Below are 22,752 nucleotides of genomic sequence, written 5' to 3'. Positions count from 1 at the left end.
CAGAACGCAATGGGAGGTGAGGGAGTCGGTTTTACCGAGGCCCTCCTTTTTCCGTAAGTAATAGAATTCGCAACCGATCAGGGTGAGATATGCAACTGAAGACGACGCTGACGGGCCTGGCGGCCACTTTCCTGGCCGCACCCGCGCTGGCACAAGAGCTCGAAGTCGTGGGGAAACCCGTTGATGGCGCAATGGGTTGGCAGCCTGCGGCAACTAGCCTAGCTGAGCAGCTGCAAGGCCTCGACAATCTGCTGTTGGTGATCATCACCATCATCACATTGTTTGTGACCGGCCTGCTGGCTTATGTGATTGTCCGTCACAACCGCCGCGCCAACCCAACCCCCGCCAACTTTACCCACAACACGCCACTCGAAATCGCATGGACCATCGTTCCAATCGCGATTCTCGTTGTGATTGGGGCCTACTCACTTCCCGTGCTGTTCGCTCAGCAGGAAATTCCCGAGGGTGACATCACTATCAAAGTTACCGGTTACCAGTGGTACTGGGGTTACGAGTATGTTGATCAAGACGAGCTGGCCTTTGAAAGCTACATGATTGGCGCAGGTGACAACCGCATGTCGCCCGAAGTCGAAGCCGAGCTTGTCGAAGCTGGTTACAGCAAGGAAGACTTCCTTTTGGCCACCGACACCGCCGTTGTTGTGCCGATCGGCAAAACAGTTGTGATGCAGGTTACAGGTGCGGACGTGATCCACTCTTGGACCATCCCGGCCTTTGGTGTGAAACAGGATGCTGTTCCTGGCCGTCTGGCCGAGCTGTGGTTCACACCTGAGCGCGAAGGCATCTACTACGGTCAGTGTTCCGAACTCTGCGGCATCGCCCATGCCTACATGCCGATCACGGTCAAAGTTGTGTCCGAAGCGGCCTACGAACAGTGGGTTGAGGCCAACAAGGGTGGCGCTGACTATGTCGACGTCAACACCTTCCTGACCAACTGATCTTGGCCGGGGCCCTGCCCCACCGATACCAAACGAGCGGCGCGGATTTCGCGCCCTCTTCCTTCTCTGACCTAAGCGGACACACCACATGAGCGACGCCAGCTTTGAAAGCAAGCCCATCGAAAACGAGGCACAGTTCGGCGATTTCTTTGCCCTGCTCAAGCCACGTGTGATGACGCTTGTGGTCTTTACCGCTTTTGTTGGCCTGCTTGCCGCACCGACCCCGATCCACCCCTTTGTTGGCTTTTGCGCGATCCTGTTCATCGCCATTGGCGGCGGCGCGTCTGGTGCGCTGAACATGTGGTACGATTCGGATATCGACGCGGTGATGAAACGCACCAAGGGTCGCCCGATCCCATCAGGCCGGGTTACCCGCCAAGAGGCTTTTGCCTTTGGCCTGACCCTGTCGGTCTTTGCCTGCGTCTTCCTTGGTCTTGCCACCAACTGGCTCGCCGGTGGTTTGCTGGCCTTTACTATCTTCTTCTATGTCGTGATCTACACCATGTGGCTCAAGCGTTTGACACCGCAGAACATCGTGATTGGCGGGGCCGCCGGGGCCTTCCCTCCGATGATCGGCTGGGCCGCTGCCACGGGTGAGATTTCGATGGCCTCCACCTTGATGTTCTGCCTGACATTCATGTGGACCCCCCCTCATTTCTGGGCGCTGTGCCTCTTTATGCGCAGCGATTATGACGATGCTGGCGTGCCAATGCTGACCGTCACTCATGGCCGCCCGGCCACCCGTCGCCACATCCTTGGCTACACTGTTATGCTTGCCACTTTGGCGATTGCGCTTGGATTTACCCAAGTTGGCGGCTGGGTCTATCTCAGCGTTGCGCTTGTGCTCAACGCGCTGTTCCTCAAAGGGGCCTATGACATCTATCGCCGCGACGAAGCCATGTCCGAAGCGGACAATTTTGCCGTTGAGCGTAAATTCTTTAAGCTTTCGCTGCTCTATCTCTTTGCGCATTTCGGTGCCATTCTGATCGAAGCTGGGCTGGACAAATTCGGAGCATCGCTGTGAGCCTGACCAAACAACACGAGCTACATGCGCGCCGCAAAGGCCGCAATGTTGGCCTCGGCCTGACACTGGCCGCCTTTGTGGCGATCATCATGGGCCTGACGGTTGTCAAAGTAACCAGCCCGGAATTCCGGATGCCCGCCGCGGAGGGTGCAAATGGCAACTGATCCGAAAACCAAAACGGTGCTGCAGTTGGTTGGCGTTGTCGCCACCATGGGTGCGCTTGCTTGGGCCTCGGTGCCATTTTACGACTGGTTCTGCCGGGTTACGGGTTTTGGCGGCACGACAAACGTGGCCGAAGGGCCCGCCGGTGAGATTCTAGAGCAAACCATCAAGGTCCGTTTTGATGCGTCTCTGGAACGTGACATGCCATGGGAATTCAAACCCATGCAGCGTGAAATGACCCTACGCATTGGCGAAGAAGGCATGGCCTTTTACGAAGCCTACAACCCAACCGACAAACCCGTTGCCGGTCAGGCGTCTTACAACGTCGCCCCCTATTCGGCGGGCGGTTACTTTTCCAAAATCGATTGCTTCTGCTTTACCGAGCAGGTGCTGTTGCCCGGTGAGCGGGTGCAAATGCCGGTCGTGTTCTTTGTTGATCCTGACATCATCAATGACAGCGATGCCAAACATACCGGTCACATCACGCTCTCCTACACCTTTTACCAGATCGACCTGCCCGATAATGCGCAAGCCGCTCTGACACCTAAAACAGACGTCAAAACGTCTTTGAACTAACGCGAAACGAGGACAGAATATGGCCCACGCCAAGAACCACGATTATCACATTCTGAACCCCTCCATCTGGCCCCTTCTGGGTTCGGTTGCAGGTTTCATCATGCTTTTCGGCGCCGTCATGTGGATGAGCAAAGATAGCCCATGGATGTTCCTGATCGGCTTTGTTGGCGTTTTATACGTCATGTTTGGCTGGTGGTCGGAAACCGTGGCGGAAAACCAAGTTGGCGATCACACACCGGTTGTCCTGATTGGCCTGCGTTACGGCTTTATCCTGTTCATCATGTCGGAAATCATGTTCTTCTTTGCGTGGTTCTGGAGCTTCTTCAAGCACGCGATGTACCCGATGCACCCCGACGGGCTGAGCCCGGCGATTGATGGGGTTTGGCCCCCAGTCGGTATCGAAACCTTTGATCCATGGCACCTGCCGCTGATCAACACCTTGATCCTGCTGTGCTCTGGTGCGGCTGCGACTTGGGCTCACCACGCCTTGGTTCACGAAGACAACCGCAAAGACGTCAAATCCGGCTTGATCCTTGCGATCGGCCTTGGCCTGATCTTCACCGTATTCCAGGCTTATGAGTACGGCCACGCGGCCTTTGGCTTTGGCGGCAACATTTATGGGGCGAACTTCTTCATGGCGACCGGCTTCCACGGTTTCCACGTTATCGTCGGCACCATCTTCTTGTTCATCTGCCTGCTGCGCGTCTATCGCGGCCACTTCACGCCGACCAACCACCTCGGTTTCGAAGCGGCGGCTTGGTACTGGCACTTTGTGGACGTTGTTTGGCTGTTCCTGTTTGTCGCAGTCTACGTCTGGGGCGGCTAAGCTGACGTTTGAGGTTGCACCCCAACCCATGGAATGAAAAAACAAGGCGCGCCCGCAACGGCGCGTCTTTTGTTTAGGACCTGCTGTGAAACGTCTCATCGCCCCCATTTTGATTGGTCTGATCGGAGCCGCCATTTTGGTGGCTCTGGGTACCTGGCAGATCCAGAGGCTAAGCTGGAAGTCAGACATCCTTGCCGAGATCGATCAAAAGATTGCCGGTGAACCACAGGCCCTCCCCCGCGTCATCTCGCCTTCGGAACAACGCTATATGCCAGTTTCGATTAACGGCAATATCAATGATGGCGCACTGTTTGTGTTGGTTTCTGTCAAACGGCGCGGTCCGGGTTGGCGGGTGATTTCCCCTTTCACAACGGATGACGGCCGCCGGGTTTTGCTCGACCGGGGCTTTGTTCCAACCGATGCCAAGGACGCGCCTTTGGCGACCGGTCCGGCGACGGTTCTTGGCAACATGCATTGGCCGGATGACCGCAACAGCTCGACCCCAGACAACGACATAACAAACAACACGTGGTTCGCCCGCGATATTCAGCAAATGGCTGAAACCCTCGATACCGAACCACTCCTGGTCATAACCCGCGAATTGTCGCCCCTAGACAAGGGTATGACGCCCCTGCCCGTCGACAGTTCCGGCGTGGCCAACGATCACTTGCAATATGCCGTAACCTGGTTCTCTCTGGCCGGGATATGGATTTTGATGACTGGCGTCTGGATACGGCGCCTGATGCACAAAGGCTGAATTGATGAAATACGTCTCGACCCGTGGCAATGCGCCGGAACTCACTTTTGCCGATGCCATGTTGACCGGGCTGGCCCGCGACGGCGGTCTCTATGTTCCCGCTGAAATCCCACAGATGAGCGCCGATGACATTCGCGCCCTACAAGGGCTAAGCTATGAGGAAACCGCCTTTCGCGTGATCCAGCCCTTTGTCGGAGAAAGCTTTAGCGACGACGAATTGCGCGGGTGCATTGAACGCGCTTATGCCGGGTTTGGCCACAATGCCCGCGCGCCGATGGTGCAACTGGCTCCCAATCATTTCCTGTTGGAGCTGTTCCACGGTCCGACGCTGGCTTTCAAAGACTTTGCCATGCAAATGATCGGCCAACTGTTTCAGGTCGAACTCTCGAAACGAGGCGAGCGCGTGACCATCGTTGGCGCGACCTCTGGCGACACTGGCTCTGCGGCAATTGAGGCGTTCAAAGGTCTAGACGCGGTGGATGTGTTTATCCTTTACCCCCATGGTCGCGTGTCCGAAGTGCAGCGCCGTCAAATGACCACTCCACCGGAATCAAACGTCCATGCGCTGGCGATGGACGGGCATTTTGACGATTGTCAGGCCCGCCTCAAAGACATGTTCAACCATTTCGAATTCCGCGACGGTGTGAAACTGGCCGGGGTCAACTCGATCAACTGGGCGCGGGTGTTGGTTCAGGTCGTCTATTACTTTACCGCCGCCGCCAGCCTCGGCGCACCAGATCGCAAGATCAGCTTTACGGTCCCCACCGGCAACTTTGGCGATATCTTTGCCGGATATATCGCCAAACAGATGGGCCTGCCGATTGATCGTTTGGTGGTCGCCACCAACCAAAACGACATTCTGGACCGCTGCTTGAAGACCGGAGCCTATGAAAAAGGCGATGTCGCGCCGTCGATCAGCCCGTCGATGGACATTCAGGTCAGCTCCAATTTCGAACGCGCTCTGTATTTTGCCTATGGCAAAGACGGTGCCGCCGTGGCGCAATTGATGGATGAACTGGCCAATGGGGGCTTCTCTGTCTCCCAAGGGGCACTGCAAGCCCTGCGCGAAGATTTCGATTCGGGCCGTGTCTCTGAGGACGAAACCCTAGCCTTTATCAAAGAAGCCAACACCACAATGGGCGAGTTGCTCTGCCCGCATTCTGCGATTGCCGCCAAAATCGGCGAAGACAACCGCGATCCGGCGACACCTATGGTCTCTTTGGCCACTGCCCATCCGGCGAAATTCCCCGACGCGGTGGAAAACGCCTCAGGCATTCGCCCGCCTCTTCCCAATCGCATGGCAGACCTTTATGAGCGGTCCGAACGGGTGACCCGGGTTCCCAATGACCTGACAGCCCTCGAAACCCTCATTCAGGAGCGTATTGCCAAGTGACCGTCCAACTCGCCACGCTATCCAATGGCTTTCGTATCGTGACCGAACACATGCCGGGGCTGCAATCCGCTGCCCTTGGCATCTGGGTCACCGCTGGCGGGCGCCATGAACGCCCTGAACAAAACGGCGTGGCGCATTTTCTTGAACATATGGCGTTCAAGGGAACGGACACCCGCAGCGCGCTGCAAATTGCCGAAGCGATCGAAGATGTGGGCGGCTATATCAACGCCTATACATCGCGCGAAGTCACTGCCTATTACGCCCGCGTGCTGCGCGCCGATACGGCTCTGGCGATGGATGTGATTGCTGATATCCTGCTCAATCCAGTTTTTGATCAAAGCGAAATTGAAACAGAACGGCACGTGATCCTTCAGGAAATCGGTCAGGCCCGCGACACACCGGACGATGTGATTTTCGATTGGTTGCAAGAAAAGGCGTACCCCAATCAACCCATTGGCCGCACAATTTTGGGCGAAGCAGATCGGGTGCGTCGCTTTGGGCGCGAAGATCTCTCGACCTTTGTTTCCGAGCATTATGGCCCCGGCCAGATGATCTTGTCCGCCGCCGGTGCCGTCGATCACGACACTCTGGTTGCGCAGGCCGAGACACTGTTTGGCCATATCCCGGCCCGCACCGCCCCCGCCTATGATCAAGCGCGTTACCATGGTGGTGAAAGCCGCGAACTCAAAGATCTGGAACAGGCGCATATGGCCTTGGCCTTTGAAGGTCCGGGCTATCGAGACGATGATTTTTATGCCGCTCAGATTTATTCAAGCGCTTTGGGCGGCGGTATGTCTTCGCGGCTCTTTCAGGAAATTCGTGAAAAGCGCGGATTGTGCTATACCATTTTTGCCCAAAGCGGGGCCTATGCCGACACCGGCATGACCACGATCTACGCCGGAACAAGCGGTGAGGAGCTTGGCGATTTGGCGATGTTGACCATCGACGAGATGAAGCGCGCCGCCGACGATATGAGCCAAGCCGAGATCGACCGCGCCCGCGCTCAGATGAAGGCCGGTCTGCTTATGGGGCTGGAAAGCCCGGCAAGCCGTGCTGAACGCATGGCCCGGATGGTTCAAATTTGGGATCGTGTTCCACCGATCGAAGATACCGTCGCCCGCATCGACGCGGTCACCTTGGACGATGTTCTGCGCTTTGCACAGGCTCAGGCGGCAAGCGCATCCCCATCTCTGGCACTTTACGGTCCGGTGTCCAACGCCCCAACCTTGGCAGATTTACAGGCTCGTAGGGTCGCCTAATGCTAGGACTGCGGCGCAAGTTAAAGCTCGAAACCGAGCGCTTGACCCTACGCCTGCCGGTGCACGGCGACTATGCGGCGTGGTCTGCCCTACGCTCTCAAAGCCGCGATTTCCTTGCCCCATGGGAACCCAGCTGGTCCGCTGACCACCTAAGCCGACGCGCCTTTACCAACCGTGTGTATTGGGCCTCGCGGTCGGTTTCCGGTGGCACCGCCGTTCCGCTGTTCCTGACCCGCCGTGACGATGGCGCGCTATTGGGTGCCATCACCCTCGACAATATCCGACGCGGCCCCGCGCAGGCCGGAACCTTGGGCTATTGGATCGGCGAACCCTATGCGCGCCACGGCTATATGCGCGAAGCCATCTCAGCCGTTGTCCATCACAGTTTCGAAAAACTCGGGCTAAGCCGGATCGAAGCGGCCTGCCTGCCCGAAAACGCCGCCTCACGCGGGTTACTCGAAGCATCGCAATTCAAATACGAAGGCGTCGCGCAGAGCTATTTGCAAATCAACGGCCGCTGGCGCACCCATGTTCTTTACGCCGCCCTGCGTATGGATCGCCGCGGCAAAAGCAACGCCGGTCTCTAACCAAAACTGTTCGTTCCGGGGTCGGGCTCGCCACGCTCCCTTCCCCCCAAGGGGGAAGGACAGGCTGGGGGGCCAACACCAAGCACGCCGAAACGGCGTTCCTTTTGGGCACCAGCCCTTGGGTTCTGCGACAGGCAGGGCTATCAGTTTGTTAAACACTCCTAGCGCTCTCAGGATGCCCAATGCCCTTATCCGCCGCAGATGACCCGTTCGCCGAACGCCTTTCGGCTGATCTTCCACCTGACACGTTGCGCCGCACCGAACCACGTTACCTCGAAGAACCACGTGGCCGCTGGCATGGCTGTTCCAATTGGGTGGCTTTGCCACGCAACACCCAAGAGGTGGCGACACTTGTCAAAACCTGTGCCCAAAATCGGGTTGGCGTGCTTCCTTATGGCGGCGGCACTGGTTTGGTGGGCGGGCAAGTTGCCCCGAATGGCCCAGCTCCGCTGCTGCTTTCCCTCGAACGTATGACCGCCATCCGCAACATTTACCCTTTGGAAAATGTCGCATCGGTTGAGGCCGGAGCAATCTTGTCTGATGTCCACACCGCCGCCGAACGCCAAAATCGGCTCTTCCCCCTGTCGCTTGCCTCCGAAGGCTCGGCCCGCATTGGCGGGTTGCTGGCCACCAATGCCGGGGGCACAAATGTTCTGCGCTATGGCAATGCCCGCGATCTCGTGCTTGGGCTTGAGGCTGTTTTGCCCGATGGATCAATCTGGAATGGTCTGAAACGCCTGCGCAAAGACAATACGGGCTATGACCTCCGCCACCTTTTGCTTGGCTCCGAAGGGACATTGGGTGTCATCACGGCCGCCAGTCTCAAACTGTTCCCCCGTCCTGCCGCCGTTGGAACAGCGCTTTTGACGGTCGCCTCGCCCAAGGCGGCGCTTTCGCTGCTTGCCATAGCTAGGGACAGGCTCGGTGACACGGTTACCGGGTTCGAACTCATGCATCGCACCGGCTTTGACTTTTTGTCAGACTGCCTGCCAGACGTCCGCCAACCCTGGGCGCAGGCCCCGGAATGGTCCGTCTTGATGGAAATAAGCCTGCCCTCGGGCTTATCTCCTCAAACCGTACTAGAAGACATTCTGACCCAAGTTTTTGAGGCCGATTTGGTAAGCGATGGGCTTATCGCGCAATCTTTGGCCCAAGCGCAAAGCTTTTGGGACATGCGGGAACACATCCCCGAAGCCAATCGGGTGATTGGGTCAATCTCAAGTCACGACATCTCTGTCCCACTCTCGGCCCTTCCGACCTTTATTGACCAAGCCGGAGCGGCGCTGGACCAAATTGGCACCTTCCGCGTCAATTGCTTTGGTCATTTGGGGGACGGCAATCTGCATTATAATGTCTTCCCCGCGAAAGGCCGAGATCGCACTCTATATAATGAGCAGCGTGACACGATCAAAACCTGCATTCACGATCTCGTCCATGCGTTAGACGGATCGGTAAGCGCCGAACATGGCATTGGACGTTTTAAGGTTGATGATCTGGAACGTTATGGCGACCCGGCCAAGCTGTCGGCCATGCGCGCCATCAAAGCCGCGCTTGACCCGCTCGGCATTATGAACCCCGGCGCTGTTTTACGCTGATCACTGCGAGATGCGAAAGACGCAGCCATCCGATGCCAATTGCGGTGGTGTAAGGCATAGGCCGCTCGCGACCTGAAACGCGGCCAAAACTTTGGGCACATAGTCTCGGGTTTCTGAAAAGGGCGGCACGCCACCATGTTTGCCGATCGAATTCTCCCCGGCATTATATCCGGCCAGAACCAATATCGGATCGCCTTCAAACTTCTCCATCAAAAAGTCGAGGAACTTCACCCCGCCTTTGATGTTTTGAGTGGCATCAAGGCTATCAGTCACGCCAAACCGTTCGGCTGTGGCTGGCATCAACTGCATCAGCCCCTGTGCCCCGGCTCCGCTCACTGCGTCCGCCTTGCCAGATGATTCAACGGAAATGACGGCCAGCGCCAGCGCCGGTGATACACGCGTTCCAACGGTTGATTGCAAAATCGCCCGACCATGTTTTGCGGCAATTTCCTGAAGCGCTTGCAAACGAGGGGCGGCCACAGATTGGCCAGAGGGCCCTTTGGTCAGGCTCACCAAAGCCGGTTCAAGACGCCCTGCCCCTGCCGAGGCAAGATTTGGTGACACTTGATCCCAATACCATGAATAGCGCGATTTTGGTTTCGCGACCGCCGCTGCTCCATCCGCACTTGGCGCTTTTGGAGCCGCAACAACAGGCGTCTCTTTGGATTTTGGCGGCGGCGGGACCGCTGGATTCGCCCGAGGGGCGACCTGAACAGTGATCCGGCGCGCTCCGGGCTTTGGCGGTTTAACGCGTTTGGCCGAAAACCCCGTTGCTTCAGCCTGTACCGCACCCGGATTCGTCATACAAACCGCCGTCGCAATCAATGCGACAGAAAAATATTTGAAAAACATGGTTCTGCTCGTCCCCTTTTTAGGGTGTGTTTTTTCCATATATGGCACAATCCGGGTTCAAAATCCATCTGTGTCTCTGAACTGTGAACATTCCGCCATAGTCTTATACCCAAATGGATAGGTGAATGCTAAAAATTTAACTATCGTTAACTTTTTAATCCTTTTTATTCAGTTAGTTACCGTGAATTCCTTCAATTTTCTTGGAAAGCCAAAAATCACTGCATTCGGGTCAAATTCTCGCCCCAATGCAAGTCGATAACGTGTTCATACCGCAGCGGACGGGGCAAGTGAGAGAGGCCCACAACGTTCAAGGCGGTGAGTGAAACAAGACAAATTCTGGAGAGAGACCATGATCAAGTTCATCAAAAACTTCCGCAAAGACGAAGCTGGCGCCGTAACCGTTGACTGGGTTGTTCTGACAGCCGCTGTTGTTGGCCTGGCCATCGCTGCCTACTCGACCATCGAAACCAACGCCACAACCCTGATCACCGCCGCTGGTGGCGCAGTTGCGGCTGAAAACGACTTCTAAGTCATCAGGCTGATACACGCCTCGTGAAAGCAGGTCACCTGCTTTCACGGACCCTCATTTAAGAGCAGGAAAGGGCTAATAATGCTTAAATTTCTCAAAGCATTCCGTGACGACGAGACCGGTGCCGTTACTGTAGACTGGATTGTAATCACGTCTGCCGTAGTTGGTATGTCAGCGGTCGCATTTTTCACCGTGGAAGATGCGTCCTTTGCGCTGATGGACGCCGCAGGCACCGCAGTCGCCGCAGAAAACGACTTCTAATCCCCTGTTCCCTACGCACCAAGGGCTGTTTCCTGCACGGGAAGCAGCCCTTTTCTCTGGCACCGCTTCACCGCGTGATTATCACGGAAGTACCGCCATCCCGGCCTCATTTGGCCACAATTGACGATCAAATTGGCAGTCGGGCAACATTCCTTTCGCTGCCCTGAGGTTAAAAACGAGGTGAAACATGCGACTTGTATTCGGATTGGTACTGATTGCAGGGCTAGGCCTGGCCGGCTTTGCCGTCTACATGGCGCAAAACTATATCGGTGCCTATGAAAACGCACTGCAACAGGAACGCGCCAAAGTGGTGGCTTCAATTCCCACACAGCAGATTTATGTGACCAATCGCGCGATTGCCTATGGCGAAGTCATTTTGCCCGAGGACATCCAATTAGCCCCTTGGCCAAACGAAATCTTACCCGAAGGGTATTTTGACGAAGCCAATCCCGCCGCGGCCGAAGGTCAAAAACCGCGTGTCGCGATGCGCCAGATGGAAAAATTCGAAGCCTTGGTTGCCGTCAAACTGTCGGAACCAGGTGGAGATGCGGGTCTGACCTCACGTTTAAAGAAAGGTCAACGCGCCTATGCCATCAAAGTTGATGTGGCATCAGGAGTATCCGGTTTCTTGCGTCCCGGTGACCGTGTGGACGTCTATTGGACTGGCCGCATTCCCGGCAACAACCCCAACCTCCCCTCAGGTGATGTGACCAAGCTCATCGAAACAGGTGTTGGCCTGATCGCCATTGACCAAATGTCCGAAGCGGAATCCAACGCAGCCACAATTGCGCGCACCGTTACCGTTGCAGCCAGCCCTCAACAAGTTGCTGCGCTGGCTCAGGCTCAGAAAACCGGTCAGCTGTCTCTGTCCCTGATGGCGAGCAATGATGATACCGTTGCCGAAGCGATTGAGGTCGATCAGATGTCGCTCTTGGGTCTCGAACAGGCCGCTCCCGAAGCTGCCCCGCAGCGTGCTTTACAGACATGTACCCGAATTGAACGTCGTGGCGTCGAGCGAACAGAAATTCCTATCCCCTGCACGAACTAAGGGCAAATCAACAACTTGTCACAGACGGGCACCCTCAAGGGTGCCCGTTTTTCATTGGGTGTTTTTTCGATCTGTTGCGAGTTATCCACATATATTTCCCTTCCGAAGTCATTGATTCTTGCAAAAAAATCAAAACTAGCGCAGGTTTGGACAAAATGCAGGCAATAAGACCTGCGAGTGAGGCGTGATCGAAAGGCAGGTCACATGAAATTTGATAGATTCATGAAAGCAGCCCTCTTTGGGCTGACATTGGCGGTGGCTCCGGCTGCAACCGTGCTCCCAACGGTGCTCGAGGCCGAAACCTTGCGCGTCGTGCGTAGCGGGACGGAACAGGTGCTAAAGGTTCCGATGAACCGAGCCGTGGTGGTGGAAAGCGATCAGCCCTTTGCAGAGCTGTCGATTGCCAACCCCTCGATTGCGGATATCTCATCGCTCTCTGATCGATCGATCTACGTGTTGGGCAAATCGCCCGGCACCACGACACTGACCATTCTCGATGGGCAGGGGCAACTCATCACCAATGTCGACGTGCGGGTCGCGGCGGACGTGACCGAATTCAAAGAACGCCTGCGCCAAATCTTGCCTGACGAAAAAATCGAAGTGCGCACCGCCAATGACGGGATCGTCTTGTCGGGAACCGCCTCTTCGACGGCGCGGATGCAACGCGCATTGGATCTCGCTGAACGTTATGCGCCTGAACGCGTGTCCAACCTGATGACGGTTGGCGGCGTTCAACAGGTGATGTTGAAAGTTCGTTTTGCAGAAATGCAACGGACCGTTGGCAAACAGCTCCGCGCCTCTCTGGCGACTGGTGGGTCTGTTCTTGGTGGGGATTTGGGCCTCGAAATTGGCACCGGAAACGCAGCCCCAGGTGCCCATGTGGATCAGGTTGCAAACAAGCTTTTCCCCGAAGGCATCGACACCGAAGGTGCCGCATTGCTTGGTTTCAACATGGGGGGACTCGAAGTTGGGATCCTTCTAGAAGCGTTGGAATCCAAAGGTGTCGTTCGCACATTAGCCGAACCAAATTTGACGGCTCTCTCCGGACAAGAAGCGAAATTTTTGGCCGGTGGCGAATACCCTGTGCCCGTGTCCCAGCAAAACAATACGATCACCATCGAGTTTAAGCCCTTTGGTGTCGAGTTGAACTTCATTCCTCGCGTGATTGACGGCGATCTGATCAATCTGGAATTGGAAGCTGCGGTGTCGTCGATCGACAACACCAACGGCATTAGCCTGTCAGATATCACGGTTGCCGCCTTCAAACGCCGCGAAACACAGACAACCGTAGAACTTCGTGATGGCGAAAGCTTTGCCATTGCTGGTCTTTTGATGGATGACTTTACCGATTTGAACGGTCAGGTGCCTTGGCTCGGCGATGTGCCGGTTCTTGGCGCTTTGTTCCGAAGTGCCGAATACCAGCGCGAGCAATCTGAGCTGGTGATTATTGTGACGGCCCATTTGGTGACCCCTACTCGTGGCGAAGCACTTGCATTGCCAACGGATCGCGTGACCCCCCCCACCGAGCGTGACTTGTTCCTACGCGGACGCGTGACGGGGGCCCCAAAAACTGGCGCAGCCGGAGAGGTGGCGAAACAAGATTTCACCGGCTCTTACGGCTATGTGATGGATTAAGCGGAGGCTTGGACAGATGATCAGGACCACCATAACCGGCCTCGCCATCAGTTTCGCACTGGCAGGATGCTCTGGTAACGACCCGGTCGCCGGGGCATTTCACCGCGAAGCGGGTGCCTTGATCGATACAGGCCATTTTGGCAATGCCACAATGCACAACACCCAGATCATGAATGGGGAAAAGCAATACGTCTTCGATCTGTCGCAGCGTTTTGCCTCCGAAGTCATGACCACGGTTAATTTCGCCTTCAACAGCGCGACGCTCGATGCTGGAGCCATTGATACGCTGCGCGAACAAGCACGTTGGATTCGCCAATTCCCCGAGGTCCGCTTTAAGGTCTATGGCCACACCGACAAGGTTGGCGGCAATGGATTTAACAAGAGCCTGGGGATGAACCGCGCACGGACTGTCGTAAATTACCTTGTTTCTCAAGGAATTGACCGCAACAGGCTAGAAGCAGTGGTCAGCTATGGTGAAAGCCAACCGTTGATCGTAACAGAAGGCCGCGAACGTCGTAACCGCCGAACAGTCACCGAGGTTTCTGGCTTTGTCGGGCGTCATCCTACTGTGATGGATGGTAAATATGCCGAAGTTGTTTACCGTGAATATATACGCAGCGCCGAACCAAAAACCGGGTTGACCGGATTGGCGGGCAGCGACCTGAGCGTCGATCAGGGTGCCGACGGCGCCGATGGATAAGCCAGACCGATTTCTCTGAAAAAGGGCGCCCTTTGGGGCGCCTTTTTGTTTTGACCGTCCAGAAATACCGTACAATTTCGGCTTTTTGGCCCAAATGTTGCCGCCTTTCCCCGTCAATTTCCTTTCCAAAGGATCAAAGCGCCGCAGTGAGTCGGCGCATCGGGTCCGGACATCGGGTGGCAAACGAGCAGTATCGCGCCCCATTCCGAACCGGCCCGTAGGAAAGGACGTGAGGCTATGACGAGTTCGACACCAAATCAGGCGGATCCATCGCCCATCGTGGCATGCACCATTAGCCGCGATGTGCAAAACTTCGATCTATTGATCGAAGATATGGAAACCATTTTAGGTGAAAGCTGGGGTGACCTCGGCTTTGACGAAGCTCTGGCCTTTCTCAACCAAAAAGAAGCCGAAGGGCTTGAATTTGTCGCCATGGCAATTGACGCCATAGACGAGCCCGACCTTTCCCTATTGGGAGGCATCATTTCCGGGGCCAAGGACCGCGGTATCAAAGTGGTCTTGATTGCAGAAGACGTGACGCCCGCCTCGCTTCACCAATTGCTGCGTCAAGGTGCCGATGAATTTGTCCCCTATCCTTTGCCCGAAGGTGAACTTGCGGCTGCGGTTGAACGTATGCGCAATCCGCCCGCCCCAGTAGCCCACGCAAACGCAGGTGCCGGATCGGATGGCGTCAAGTTGAGTGGTGGCGGCGACGGGGTTTTGATTGCTGTTCAAGGGCTGGCCGGTGGTGTTGGCACAACAACCATGGCCGTCAATCTCGCCTATGAATTAGCGACCTGCCGCCAAGACAACCCGCCCAAGGTCTGCCTCATTGACTTTGGTCTGCAATTTGGCACCGTTGCAACCTACCTTGATCTTCCGCGCCGCGAGGCGGTTTTGGAAATGTTGTCCGACATTGATACAATGGATGGGGACAGCTTTGGCCAAGCCCTAGTCAGCTACGAAGACAAGCTTCAGGTTTTCACCTCGCCGTCAGACATTCTGCCGCTCGACATGATTGGCCCAAGCGAGGTGCAGGCCATTCTGGACGTTGCCCGCGACCACTTTGACTATGTCATTATCGACATGCCCTCGACGATCGTGCAATGGACCGAAACCGTTTTGACCGAGGCTCAGGTTTACTTTGCCATGGTCAGTCTCGATATGCGCTCGGCCCAAAACACCATGCGCCTAAAACGGGCGCTACAGGCTGAAGATCTGCCTTATGACAAGCTGCGCTACGTCCTCAACCACGCCCCCAAATTCACCGATTTGCAAGGCAAGGGGCGGGTCAAACGCATGGCGGATGGCCTTGGCATTACGCTTGATCTCCAGCTCCCGGATGGTGGCAAACCTGTGGCACAGGCCTGTGACCATGGTCTGCCTTTGGCAAATCACGTCCCCAAGAATCCGCTTCGCAAAGAATTTGTAAAACTGGCAGCTCAGCTTGATGCGATCGGCAATTCCGACGCCGAAGCCGCTTGAGAACGAGGAAAATAGATGTTTTCGCGCTATAAAAAGACCCAAGTTGCCGAGGCGGCCCCGGTAGAAGCCAAAGCCCCTCAACCTGTTGCCGCCCCAGCTGCTGAAACAGAAAAGCCAAGCGCACGCCGCGTGGCTCAACCTAGTGCCCCGGCCCGCGCGGCCCCGGCGGACAAGGAAAAGAAACGCAAAGAGCGCCTTGCCGACATCAAGTTGGAAATGCACCGTGCGCTTTTGGAAAACTTGAACCTTGCCGCCCTAGATGGCGCAAGCGAAGCCGAATTGCGTGAGGAAATCAACGACATCACCACCGAAGTCTTGCAGGAAAAAGGCATCGTTCTAAACCGTGACGAACGGCGCGCAATGATCAATGACCTGTATGACGAAGTGAAAGGCCTTGGCCCGCTAGAGCCGTTGCTCAAAGATGAGAGCATTTCAGATATTCTGGTTAACGGCCCGCAGCAAATCTTTATCGAACAGAACGGCAAATTAAGCCTGTCTGATGTGACGTTCAAAGATGAAAAGCACCTAATGCGGATCATCGACAAGATCGTCTCGGCGGTGGGTCGTCGTGTTGATGAATCCAACCCCTATGTTGACGCCCGTTTGCAAGATGGCTCGCGTTTCAACGCGATGGTCCCACCGGTCGCGATTGATGGTTCGCTCGTTTCCATTCGTAAGTTCAAAAAGGACAAGCTGGGCATTGATGACCTGGTGAACTTTGGGGCCTTTACCGAAGAGATGGCCGTCTACCTTCAGGCCGCCGTTGCGACGCGACTGAACATCATCGTCTCGGGTGGTACCGGTTCTGGTAAAACCACCACACTCAACGCGCTTTCGTCCTTTATCGACAATGCCGAACGTATCCTGACGATCGAGGATACGGCGGAACTTCAGCTCCAGCAGACCCACGTTGGCCGGATGGAAAGCCGCCCGCCGAACGTTGAGGGCAAAGGGGCCGTTACGCCGCGCGACTGTTTGAAAAACGCCCTTCGTATGCGTCCTGACCGCATCATCGTTGGGGAAACCCGTGGCGAAGAAGTTATCGACATGTTGCAGGCCATGAACACCGGCCACGATGGATCAATGACCACAATTCACGCCAACTCGGCCCGTGACGGCGTGGCCCGTTTGGAAAACATGATCGCCATGGCCGGGATCGAGATGCCGCTCAAAGCCATGCGGGCTCAGATTTCGTCGGCTGTGAACCTGATCGTGCAAGCCTCGCGCCTACAAGACGGCTCGCGCCGGATGACCTCGATCACCGAGATCACCGGGATGGAAGGCGATGTGATTTCCATGCAGGAAATCTTTCGGTTCCAACGTGTTGGCCTAACACCCGATAACAAGATCCTCGGTCACTTCACCGCCACCGGCGTTCGGTCTGCGTTCTCTGAACGCTTCCGGATGTGGGGCTATGACGTGCCGTCCTCGATCTATGAACCTTTCCGAGCGGAGTAAGACCTATGCTCAGTGCAGCCCCTATCATCTATGGCATGATCTTCCTTGGCGTGCTGGTCATGGTCAACGGCATCTATCTGGTGGCGTTTGGCAAATCGATCAGCCTGTCCAACAAGGTTAACCGCCGCCTCGAAATGCTCGACAAGGGCGAACGGCGCGAAGACGTTTTGGCAAAACTCCGCAAGGAGATGGACCAACACATGAAATCGCGCTCTTTGCCGCTTTATTCGCTTTTGGCGGACAAAGCGCAAAAGGCCTCCATCGCCTTTACCCCGCAGCAACTTATCATGGTCATGGCCGTTGCATCGGTTGGGGCCTTTCTTGGCCTGACTATCGGTACCGAGGCGTCTTTGCCCGTCCGTGTTGTCATGGGGCTTATGATGGGTGTTGGCGGGGTCTATATGTGGGTCAATCACAAGGCCAACAAGCGCCTTAGTATGATTGAAGAACAGCTCCCCGATGCAGTTGAGCTAATGGTACGATCCTTGCGTGTTGGTCACCCGTTCAGCTCGGCAATCACGATCGTTTCCAAAGAGATCAAAGACCCGCTGGCCACCGAATTTGGCGTCATCGCAGACGAGGCGACCTATGGCCGCGACGTTGGCGAAGCCCTAAAACACATGGCTGAACGCCTCGATATGCAGGATTTGCGCTTTCTCGCCGTGGCCGTTGCCATTCAACAGCAAGCCGGTGGTAACTTGGCCGAAATTCTCGAAGGTCTGGCCAAGGTGATCCGGGCGCGCTTCCGCCTCTTCCGCCGTGTCAAAGCGATCACCGCCGAGGCGCAATGGTCGGGTAAGTTCCTGTCTGGTTTTCCGGTTGGTGCGTTGATCTTTATCCAGGTGGCCAAGCCCGATTACTACGACGACGTGCTCGACCACCCATGGTTTATCCCCGCCTGTTTTATTGTGGGTATCATGCTGACGCTGAACGTTTTTGTGATGCGCGCACTTGTGAACATCAAGGTTTAAGGGAGCCGCGACATGTTTGAACAGATCAATACAATGATCACCGATCTGCTTGGCCCTGCTGGCCCGTTGATGGTGGTTGCTGGCCTCGCCTTTATCCTGATCCTTGCCACCATTCCGATGATGCTAAATGCAAAACCGGATCCGATGGACAAGCTCAAAAAGTCCGGTCAGGAACGCATGAACGCGGAATCCCGTGCCGTACTGCGCGAGAAGAGCAAAAACGACAAGCTGAACAAATACTCGCAGTTCCTTGAACCGCAGGATGAAAAAGAACTGTCCGACATTCGGATGAAGCTCTTGCAGGCCGGGTATCGCTCTAAAGACGCCGTGCAGATGTATTTCTTTGCACAGATGGCCCTTGGTGTTTTGCTTTTGGGTGTCGGGATCGTTTATTTCTTGATGTTTGTGAATGGCCCAGACGCCACGTTGCAGCAAAAGATGATGTACATCCTTGGCCCCGGTGCCATGGGGTATCTCGGGCCCAAATACTGGATCAACAAACGCGTCGAAAAACGCAAAGAAGAGATCCAGAGCGGTTTCCCAGATGCGCTTGATATGATGCTCGTTTGTGTGGATGCCGGTCAATCCATGGACCAATCCATCGTTCGCATCTCTAAAGAACTGCGCGCCTCTTACCCTGCCTTGGCCGATGAATTCGAAATCATCAGTCACGAAATGAAAGCCGGTAAGGACAAAACGCAAGTTCTGAACGACATGTCCGAACGCTGTGGCGTTCAGGATGTCAGCTCCTTTGTGACGGTTTTGAACCAAGCCCAAACCTTTGGTACCTCAATTTCCGACGCGCTTCGGGTCTATGCGGGGGAAATGCGTGACAAAAGGGTCATGCGTGCCGAAGAAAAAGCAAACCAGTTGCCGACAAAGATGACGCTAACAACTATGATGCTGACAGTGCCTCCGCTGCTGATCATTCTGGTTGGTCCATCTGCGGTTGGCATCACGGAAATGGGTAATATCGGACAATAATCATGCACTTGGCCCCATTTGGCGCCGCCCTATCAATCCTCGTTCTTTTGGCCGCCTGTGATCCGGGCGGCCAAACCGCATCCAAGGACACCCCCTTTGCCCCGGCCCTTGACCCGCGCGGCGAAGCCGTTGACGGTTTGGTCGTTGGACACCGGTTGATGGAAGCCAAGCAGTATGAGCTTGCCCTTGATGCCTATACCCGGGCCGCCGGTCAAAAAGGGTTGACCGGAGAGGTTCTTGTGGCTTTGGGGTCGGCTAACCTTGAGTTGGGCCGCTTGAACCAAGCGGAAAAACAGCTCCGTAGCGCCATCAAGAAAGAACCGGATTGGCCCGAGGCTTGGAATAACCTTGGTGTTTTGCTCCTCGAAACCGGTGAAACCGCCGAGGCGATCGGAGTCTTGCGACGCGCTTTTGCGATGGACAATGGCGAAAGTGACGCAATCCGTGACAATTTGCGCTTGGCGATAGCAAAACAAGAAAATACCCTCTATGGTGACGACTTAGAACAAGACTACACGCTGGTGCGACGAGGCCGCGGACAATACACGATCCGCAGCGCAACAGCAGATGAGGCAGAGCAGTAAAAGGACGCAGGCACAATGCGCCACTTGACATTTGTATCTATCGCCGCGGCAGGCATTGTCGCGCTATCGGGCTGTGAAAAAGGCATCGATACCGAAGAAATGGATCGTAAATTTCAGGGCGTGAACGTCGTGGATGAAACGAACCTGAACGAGGTCATGCTCTCGGTGAGCGACCCGAATGAGGCGGTGAATTACTTTCAACGCGCTGCAGCATCCGATCCAGACCGGATTGACCTGACGCGTGGCCTTGCTGTGTCATTGGTACGTGCAAAACGCATCAACGAAGGAACAATTGCCTGGGCCAAAGTGGTTGATCACAAAGACGCCACCAATGAGGACCGTGTCAATCTGGCCGATGCTCTGATCCGAGGCAATGACTGGGACAAGGCTGAAAAGGTTCTAACCGCCATTCCGCCAACCCATGAAACGTTTAAGCGCTATCGCCTTGAGGCGATGATCGCCGACAGCAACAAGGATTGGAAAAAGGCCGACAGTTTCTATGAAATTGCCGTGGGCCTGACGACAAAACCGGCTTCTGTTCTCAATAACTGGGGCTATTCCAAGCTGAGCCGTGGCGACTATCCGGCGGCTGAACGGTTATTCACCGATGCAATCCGCCAAGACACCACGCTCTTTACCGCCAAGAACAACCTTGTTCTGGCCCGTGGTGCACAGGGCAAATACGTCCTTCCCGTCGTTCCTATGACCCAGATTGAACGCGCCGAATTGTTGCATTCGATGGGTCTGGCGGCGATCAAACGCGGCGATGTCGAAACCGGCAAGGGCCTTTTGCGCAACGCCGTAGAAACCCATCCACGCCATTTTGAAGCGGCCAAAACGGCGCTTGATGCGCTGGAAAACACCTAAGGCACCCCGAGGCTGACGATGCATATACCGGCATTTCAAGCGGCTTTGTTCGCTGCTCTTGTGATCCCGATCTGGCTCTACACATTCTATGTGGACATGAAGCTCAAAAAGATCAGCAACTTGACCGTCTGGGCCTTGTTTGCGGTGTTTGTTGTTACCGGCTTTCTGACCATGCCGCTAAACGAATACCTTTGGCGCTTTGCCCACTACGGCGTTGTTTTCGCAGTGGGGTTTGCGTTTTGGATGCTGCGTCAGGTCGGTGCTGGTGATGTTAAATTCGCCGCTGTGGCCGCTTTGTTCATCCATCAAGGCGACTTGCGTTTGATGATGTTCATCGCCATCGCGGCGATGTTGGCGGCAACTGTGACAACTCTGCTTGTGACCTTTTCGCCACTGAAAAAGCTCGCCCCAAATTGGGCAACATGGAAAATGCGTGACCCAGATAACCCGGACTCAGTTGGGGGGGGCAAACAGTTCACCCTTCCCATGGGAACTGGCCTTGGGCTGATGCTCTGCGCCTATCTGGTCCTTGGGATTTTCTACGGGCAATAGGCGTCTAAGGGGGGCATAGCGGCCCCTACTCTATCGCACCTTGCCAATCATCTTCCCCTAACCGGCCCATATCCTGACACAAACCTCGGGCATTCTGTTGCAAAGACCCCAAGTGGCAGGAATCGAGCGATGAATATGCAGACCGGCGCAGTGATGGCGCCCCCCTCCCCCAAGTCATTGGATGACGTCGGGCTGACCGTTGTAATGATGCGGGACATTCTGCTGAAAACGCAGTTCCGCAAAAACATCAACAAGGTGACCGACCTGGCCCGCGCCATTGCGCTCCCGGTGCCAATCACCCAAGAACTGATTGACATGGCCCGTGGTCAAGGGCTGCTGGAGGCGATGGGGACTTTGGGTGCCGCTGGTGAAGTCAGCAGCGAAATGCCCTATCAGCTTACCGATCAGGGCAAGGCACGGGCGCTGGATGCTTTGTCACAATCGGAATATTTTGGCCCGATGCCGATCCCGCTCGAAAGCTATCGAGAACAGATGAAGCGCCAGTCAATCCGCAACATTCAGATCACCCGTGATCAGCTTCTTGGCGCTATGGGCCACCTGATCCTTCCCGACGATTTGATCGGAAACCTTGGCCCCGCTGTTGGATCTGGCCGCTCAATCCTAATGTACGGCCCCCCCGGCAACGGCAAATCCTCGATCTCGAACGGTATTCGCGATGCGATGGGCGACAAGATTTATGTCCCCCGCGCCATTGAATATTCGGGTCAGGTGATCACCGTTTATGACCCGATTGTTCACTCCGAGGCCACCGACGAAGAAGAGAACCCCAATGCCCTGCGTCGCCGGTCGCAATATGACCGCCGCTATGTCTATTGCCAGCGTCCCACGGTCATCACCGGGGGGGAACTGTCGCTCGACATGCTTGATCTGGTCTACAATCCGACTGCGCGCACCTATCAAGCCCCGCTTCAGCTCAAATCCTCCGGCGGCATCTTTATCGTCGACGACCTTGGACGTCAGGCAGAACCGCCGCAAAAGCTCGTGAACCGATGGATCGTTCCGCTCGAGGAAAGCAAGGACATCTTGGCCCTGCAATCGGGAGAAAAGTTCGAGGTGCCTTTTGACACGCTCGTCATTTTCTCAACCAACTTCCATCCAAACGAGATATTTGACCAAGCGGCCCTGCGACGGATCTTCTTCAAGATTAAAATTGATGGCCCGAGCCAGGAAAACTTTTTAAAAATCTTTGCCCTGGTGGCGCGCAAGAAAAAGATGCAACTGGACGAAGCCAGCCTCGTGCACCTTCTCAAAAACAAATATCCGACGATCAACAACACCTTTGCGAACTACCAGCCAGTGTTCTTGATCGACCAAATGATCTCGGTCTGTGATTTCGAGGGCATCCCTTACAAGATGACACCCGAACTTGTTGATCGGGCTTGGGCGAACATGTTCGTCAAGGATGAAAAGATCGTCAAATAATTCCTATCCTCGCGCTTTTGAAACCCTCGGTCGCAGCGTCCTGCAACCGGGGGTTTTGTCGTTTTGACAATGCGCTTCTCTGACATCGGGAGGCGTGACAAAAACCGTGAATTTTTCGTCGAAATTGGCTTGACGGCACCCCTGCCCTGCCTTAATCACCGCGCACGGTCCGGCGCGGTAGCTCAGTTGGTTAGAGCGATCGACTCATAATCGATAGGTCGGGAGTTCAAGTCTCCCCCACGCCACCA

The 22,752-nt window shown here is 55.5% G+C and carries 24 protein-coding genes and 1 tRNA gene; 24 read left to right on the top strand and 1 reads right to left on the bottom strand.

Annotation, left to right across the window (positions count from 1 at the left end; genetic code table 11):
- Nucleotides 1-89: 89 nt before the first annotated feature.
- The 10 genes from coxB to AC5EFR_RS01350 all read left to right on the top strand — a co-directional run bounded on the left by coxB (nucleotide 90) and on the right by AC5EFR_RS01350 (nucleotide 9,135).
- Nucleotides 90-956, top strand: a complete 867-nt coding sequence (coxB, locus tag AC5EFR_RS01395) for a cytochrome c oxidase subunit II (RefSeq protein ID WP_493574184.1) — start codon at nucleotides 90-92, stop codon at nucleotides 954-956.
- An 88-nt stretch (nucleotides 957-1,044) separates the two neighbouring features.
- Nucleotides 1,045-1,980, top strand: a complete 936-nt coding sequence (cyoE, locus tag AC5EFR_RS01390) for a heme o synthase (protein WP_299930134.1) — start codon at nucleotides 1,045-1,047, stop codon at nucleotides 1,978-1,980.
- Nucleotides 1,977-2,144 carry a cytochrome c oxidase system small membrane protein gene (locus tag AC5EFR_RS01385; RefSeq protein WP_299930131.1) on the top strand — a complete coding sequence of 56 codons (168 nt, stop codon included), beginning with the start codon at nucleotides 1,977-1,979 and terminating at the stop codon, nucleotides 2,142-2,144. Before cyoE ends, AC5EFR_RS01385 begins: the two co-directional genes overlap by 4 nt.
- Complete coding sequence (locus tag AC5EFR_RS01380; protein WP_299934806.1) at nucleotides 2,134-2,718, top strand: cytochrome c oxidase assembly protein; 585 nt, start codon at nucleotides 2,134-2,136, stop codon at nucleotides 2,716-2,718. The genes AC5EFR_RS01385 and AC5EFR_RS01380 overlap by 11 nt, the downstream gene beginning before the upstream one ends.
- 19 nt (nucleotides 2,719-2,737) lie before the next feature.
- Nucleotides 2,738-3,544, top strand: coding sequence for a cytochrome c oxidase subunit 3 (locus AC5EFR_RS01375; RefSeq protein WP_493574183.1), 807 nt, complete (start codon nucleotides 2,738-2,740; stop codon nucleotides 3,542-3,544).
- A gap of 85 nt (nucleotides 3,545-3,629) precedes the next feature.
- On the top strand, nucleotides 3,630-4,301 hold the full coding sequence (locus tag AC5EFR_RS01370; RefSeq protein ID WP_493574182.1) for an SURF1 family protein: 672 nt from the start codon (nucleotides 3,630-3,632) through the stop codon (nucleotides 4,299-4,301).
- A 4-nt stretch (nucleotides 4,302-4,305) separates the two neighbouring features.
- Nucleotides 4,306-5,694 (top strand): threonine synthase, encoded by a 1,389-nt coding sequence (thrC, locus tag AC5EFR_RS01365; protein ID WP_493574181.1) that lies wholly within the window; start codon nucleotides 4,306-4,308, stop codon nucleotides 5,692-5,694.
- Nucleotides 5,691-6,953, top strand: coding sequence for a M16 family metallopeptidase (locus AC5EFR_RS01360; protein WP_493574180.1), 1,263 nt, complete (start codon nucleotides 5,691-5,693; stop codon nucleotides 6,951-6,953). Before thrC ends, AC5EFR_RS01360 begins: the two co-directional genes overlap by 4 nt.
- The gene (locus tag AC5EFR_RS01355; RefSeq protein ID WP_493574179.1) at nucleotides 6,953-7,540 is read left to right on the top strand and encodes a GNAT family N-acetyltransferase; all 588 of its coding nucleotides are present in this window, start codon (nucleotides 6,953-6,955) and stop codon (nucleotides 7,538-7,540) included. The genes AC5EFR_RS01360 and AC5EFR_RS01355 overlap by 1 nt, the downstream gene beginning before the upstream one ends.
- A gap of 182 nt (nucleotides 7,541-7,722) precedes the next feature.
- Nucleotides 7,723-9,135, top strand: coding sequence for an FAD-binding oxidoreductase (locus AC5EFR_RS01350; protein ID WP_493574178.1), 1,413 nt, complete (start codon nucleotides 7,723-7,725; stop codon nucleotides 9,133-9,135).
- On the opposite strand, the gene AC5EFR_RS01345 is transcribed toward AC5EFR_RS01350, so the two are convergent.
- Nucleotides 9,136-9,939 (bottom strand): lytic transglycosylase domain-containing protein, encoded by an 804-nt coding sequence (locus AC5EFR_RS01345; protein WP_493574177.1) that lies wholly within the window; start codon nucleotides 9,937-9,939, stop codon nucleotides 9,136-9,138.
- A gap of 397 nt (nucleotides 9,940-10,336) precedes the next feature.
- On the opposite strand from AC5EFR_RS01345, the gene AC5EFR_RS01340 reads away from it, so the two are divergent.
- From AC5EFR_RS01340 to AC5EFR_RS01275, 14 genes are all read left to right on the top strand, one after another.
- On the top strand, nucleotides 10,337-10,516 hold the full coding sequence (locus AC5EFR_RS01340; RefSeq protein ID WP_299930108.1) for a Flp family type IVb pilin: 180 nt from the start codon (nucleotides 10,337-10,339) through the stop codon (nucleotides 10,514-10,516).
- Nucleotides 10,517-10,597: 81 nt separating this feature from the next.
- Entirely contained in the window at nucleotides 10,598-10,777 is a 180-nt protein-coding gene (locus AC5EFR_RS01335) for a hypothetical protein (RefSeq protein WP_493574176.1), read from the top strand.
- A 187-nt stretch (nucleotides 10,778-10,964) separates the two neighbouring features.
- Nucleotides 10,965-11,825: a Flp pilus assembly protein CpaB gene (gene cpaB, locus AC5EFR_RS01330; protein WP_493574175.1), complete on the top strand. Its 861-nt coding sequence runs from the start codon at nucleotides 10,965-10,967 to the stop codon at nucleotides 11,823-11,825.
- A gap of 204 nt (nucleotides 11,826-12,029) precedes the next feature.
- Complete coding sequence (locus tag AC5EFR_RS01325) at nucleotides 12,030-13,460, top strand: type II and III secretion system protein family protein (protein ID WP_493574174.1); 1,431 nt, start codon at nucleotides 12,030-12,032, stop codon at nucleotides 13,458-13,460.
- A gap of 16 nt (nucleotides 13,461-13,476) precedes the next feature.
- A complete protein-coding gene (locus AC5EFR_RS01320; RefSeq protein ID WP_493574173.1) occupies nucleotides 13,477-14,160 on the top strand; it encodes an OmpA family protein in 684 nt (227 codons plus the stop codon).
- A gap of 237 nt (nucleotides 14,161-14,397) precedes the next feature.
- Nucleotides 14,398-15,645 (top strand): CpaE/TadZ family protein, encoded by a 1,248-nt coding sequence (locus AC5EFR_RS01315; RefSeq protein WP_493574172.1) that lies wholly within the window; start codon nucleotides 14,398-14,400, stop codon nucleotides 15,643-15,645.
- A gap of 15 nt (nucleotides 15,646-15,660) precedes the next feature.
- Nucleotides 15,661-17,103, top strand: a complete 1,443-nt coding sequence (locus AC5EFR_RS01310) for a TadA family conjugal transfer-associated ATPase (protein WP_493574171.1) — start codon at nucleotides 15,661-15,663, stop codon at nucleotides 17,101-17,103.
- 5 nt (nucleotides 17,104-17,108) lie between these two features.
- The gene (locus AC5EFR_RS01305; RefSeq protein WP_493574170.1) at nucleotides 17,109-18,074 is read left to right on the top strand and encodes a type II secretion system F family protein; all 966 of its coding nucleotides are present in this window, start codon (nucleotides 17,109-17,111) and stop codon (nucleotides 18,072-18,074) included.
- A gap of 12 nt (nucleotides 18,075-18,086) precedes the next feature.
- The gene (locus AC5EFR_RS01300; RefSeq protein ID WP_493574169.1) at nucleotides 18,087-19,058 is read left to right on the top strand and encodes a type II secretion system F family protein; all 972 of its coding nucleotides are present in this window, start codon (nucleotides 18,087-18,089) and stop codon (nucleotides 19,056-19,058) included.
- A 2-nt stretch (nucleotides 19,059-19,060) separates the two neighbouring features.
- On the top strand, nucleotides 19,061-19,642 hold the full coding sequence (locus tag AC5EFR_RS01295; RefSeq protein WP_493574168.1) for a tetratricopeptide repeat protein: 582 nt from the start codon (nucleotides 19,061-19,063) through the stop codon (nucleotides 19,640-19,642).
- Nucleotides 19,643-19,657: 15 nt separating this feature from the next.
- Complete coding sequence (locus AC5EFR_RS01290) at nucleotides 19,658-20,509, top strand: tetratricopeptide repeat protein (protein WP_493574167.1); 852 nt, start codon at nucleotides 19,658-19,660, stop codon at nucleotides 20,507-20,509.
- Nucleotides 20,510-20,527: 18 nt separating this feature from the next.
- Entirely contained in the window at nucleotides 20,528-21,061 is a 534-nt protein-coding gene (locus AC5EFR_RS01285; RefSeq protein ID WP_493574166.1) for a prepilin peptidase, read from the top strand.
- A gap of 129 nt (nucleotides 21,062-21,190) precedes the next feature.
- Nucleotides 21,191-22,504, top strand: a complete 1,314-nt coding sequence (locus tag AC5EFR_RS01280) for a DUF8689 domain-containing protein (RefSeq protein ID WP_493574165.1) — start codon at nucleotides 21,191-21,193, stop codon at nucleotides 22,502-22,504.
- A 171-nt stretch (nucleotides 22,505-22,675) separates the two neighbouring features.
- Nucleotides 22,676-22,752: transfer RNA gene (locus AC5EFR_RS01275), tRNA-Met, on the top strand.

Source organism: Pelagimonas sp. (assembly GCF_058892305.1).
This window is presented reverse-complemented; position numbering and strand designations above follow the sequence as displayed.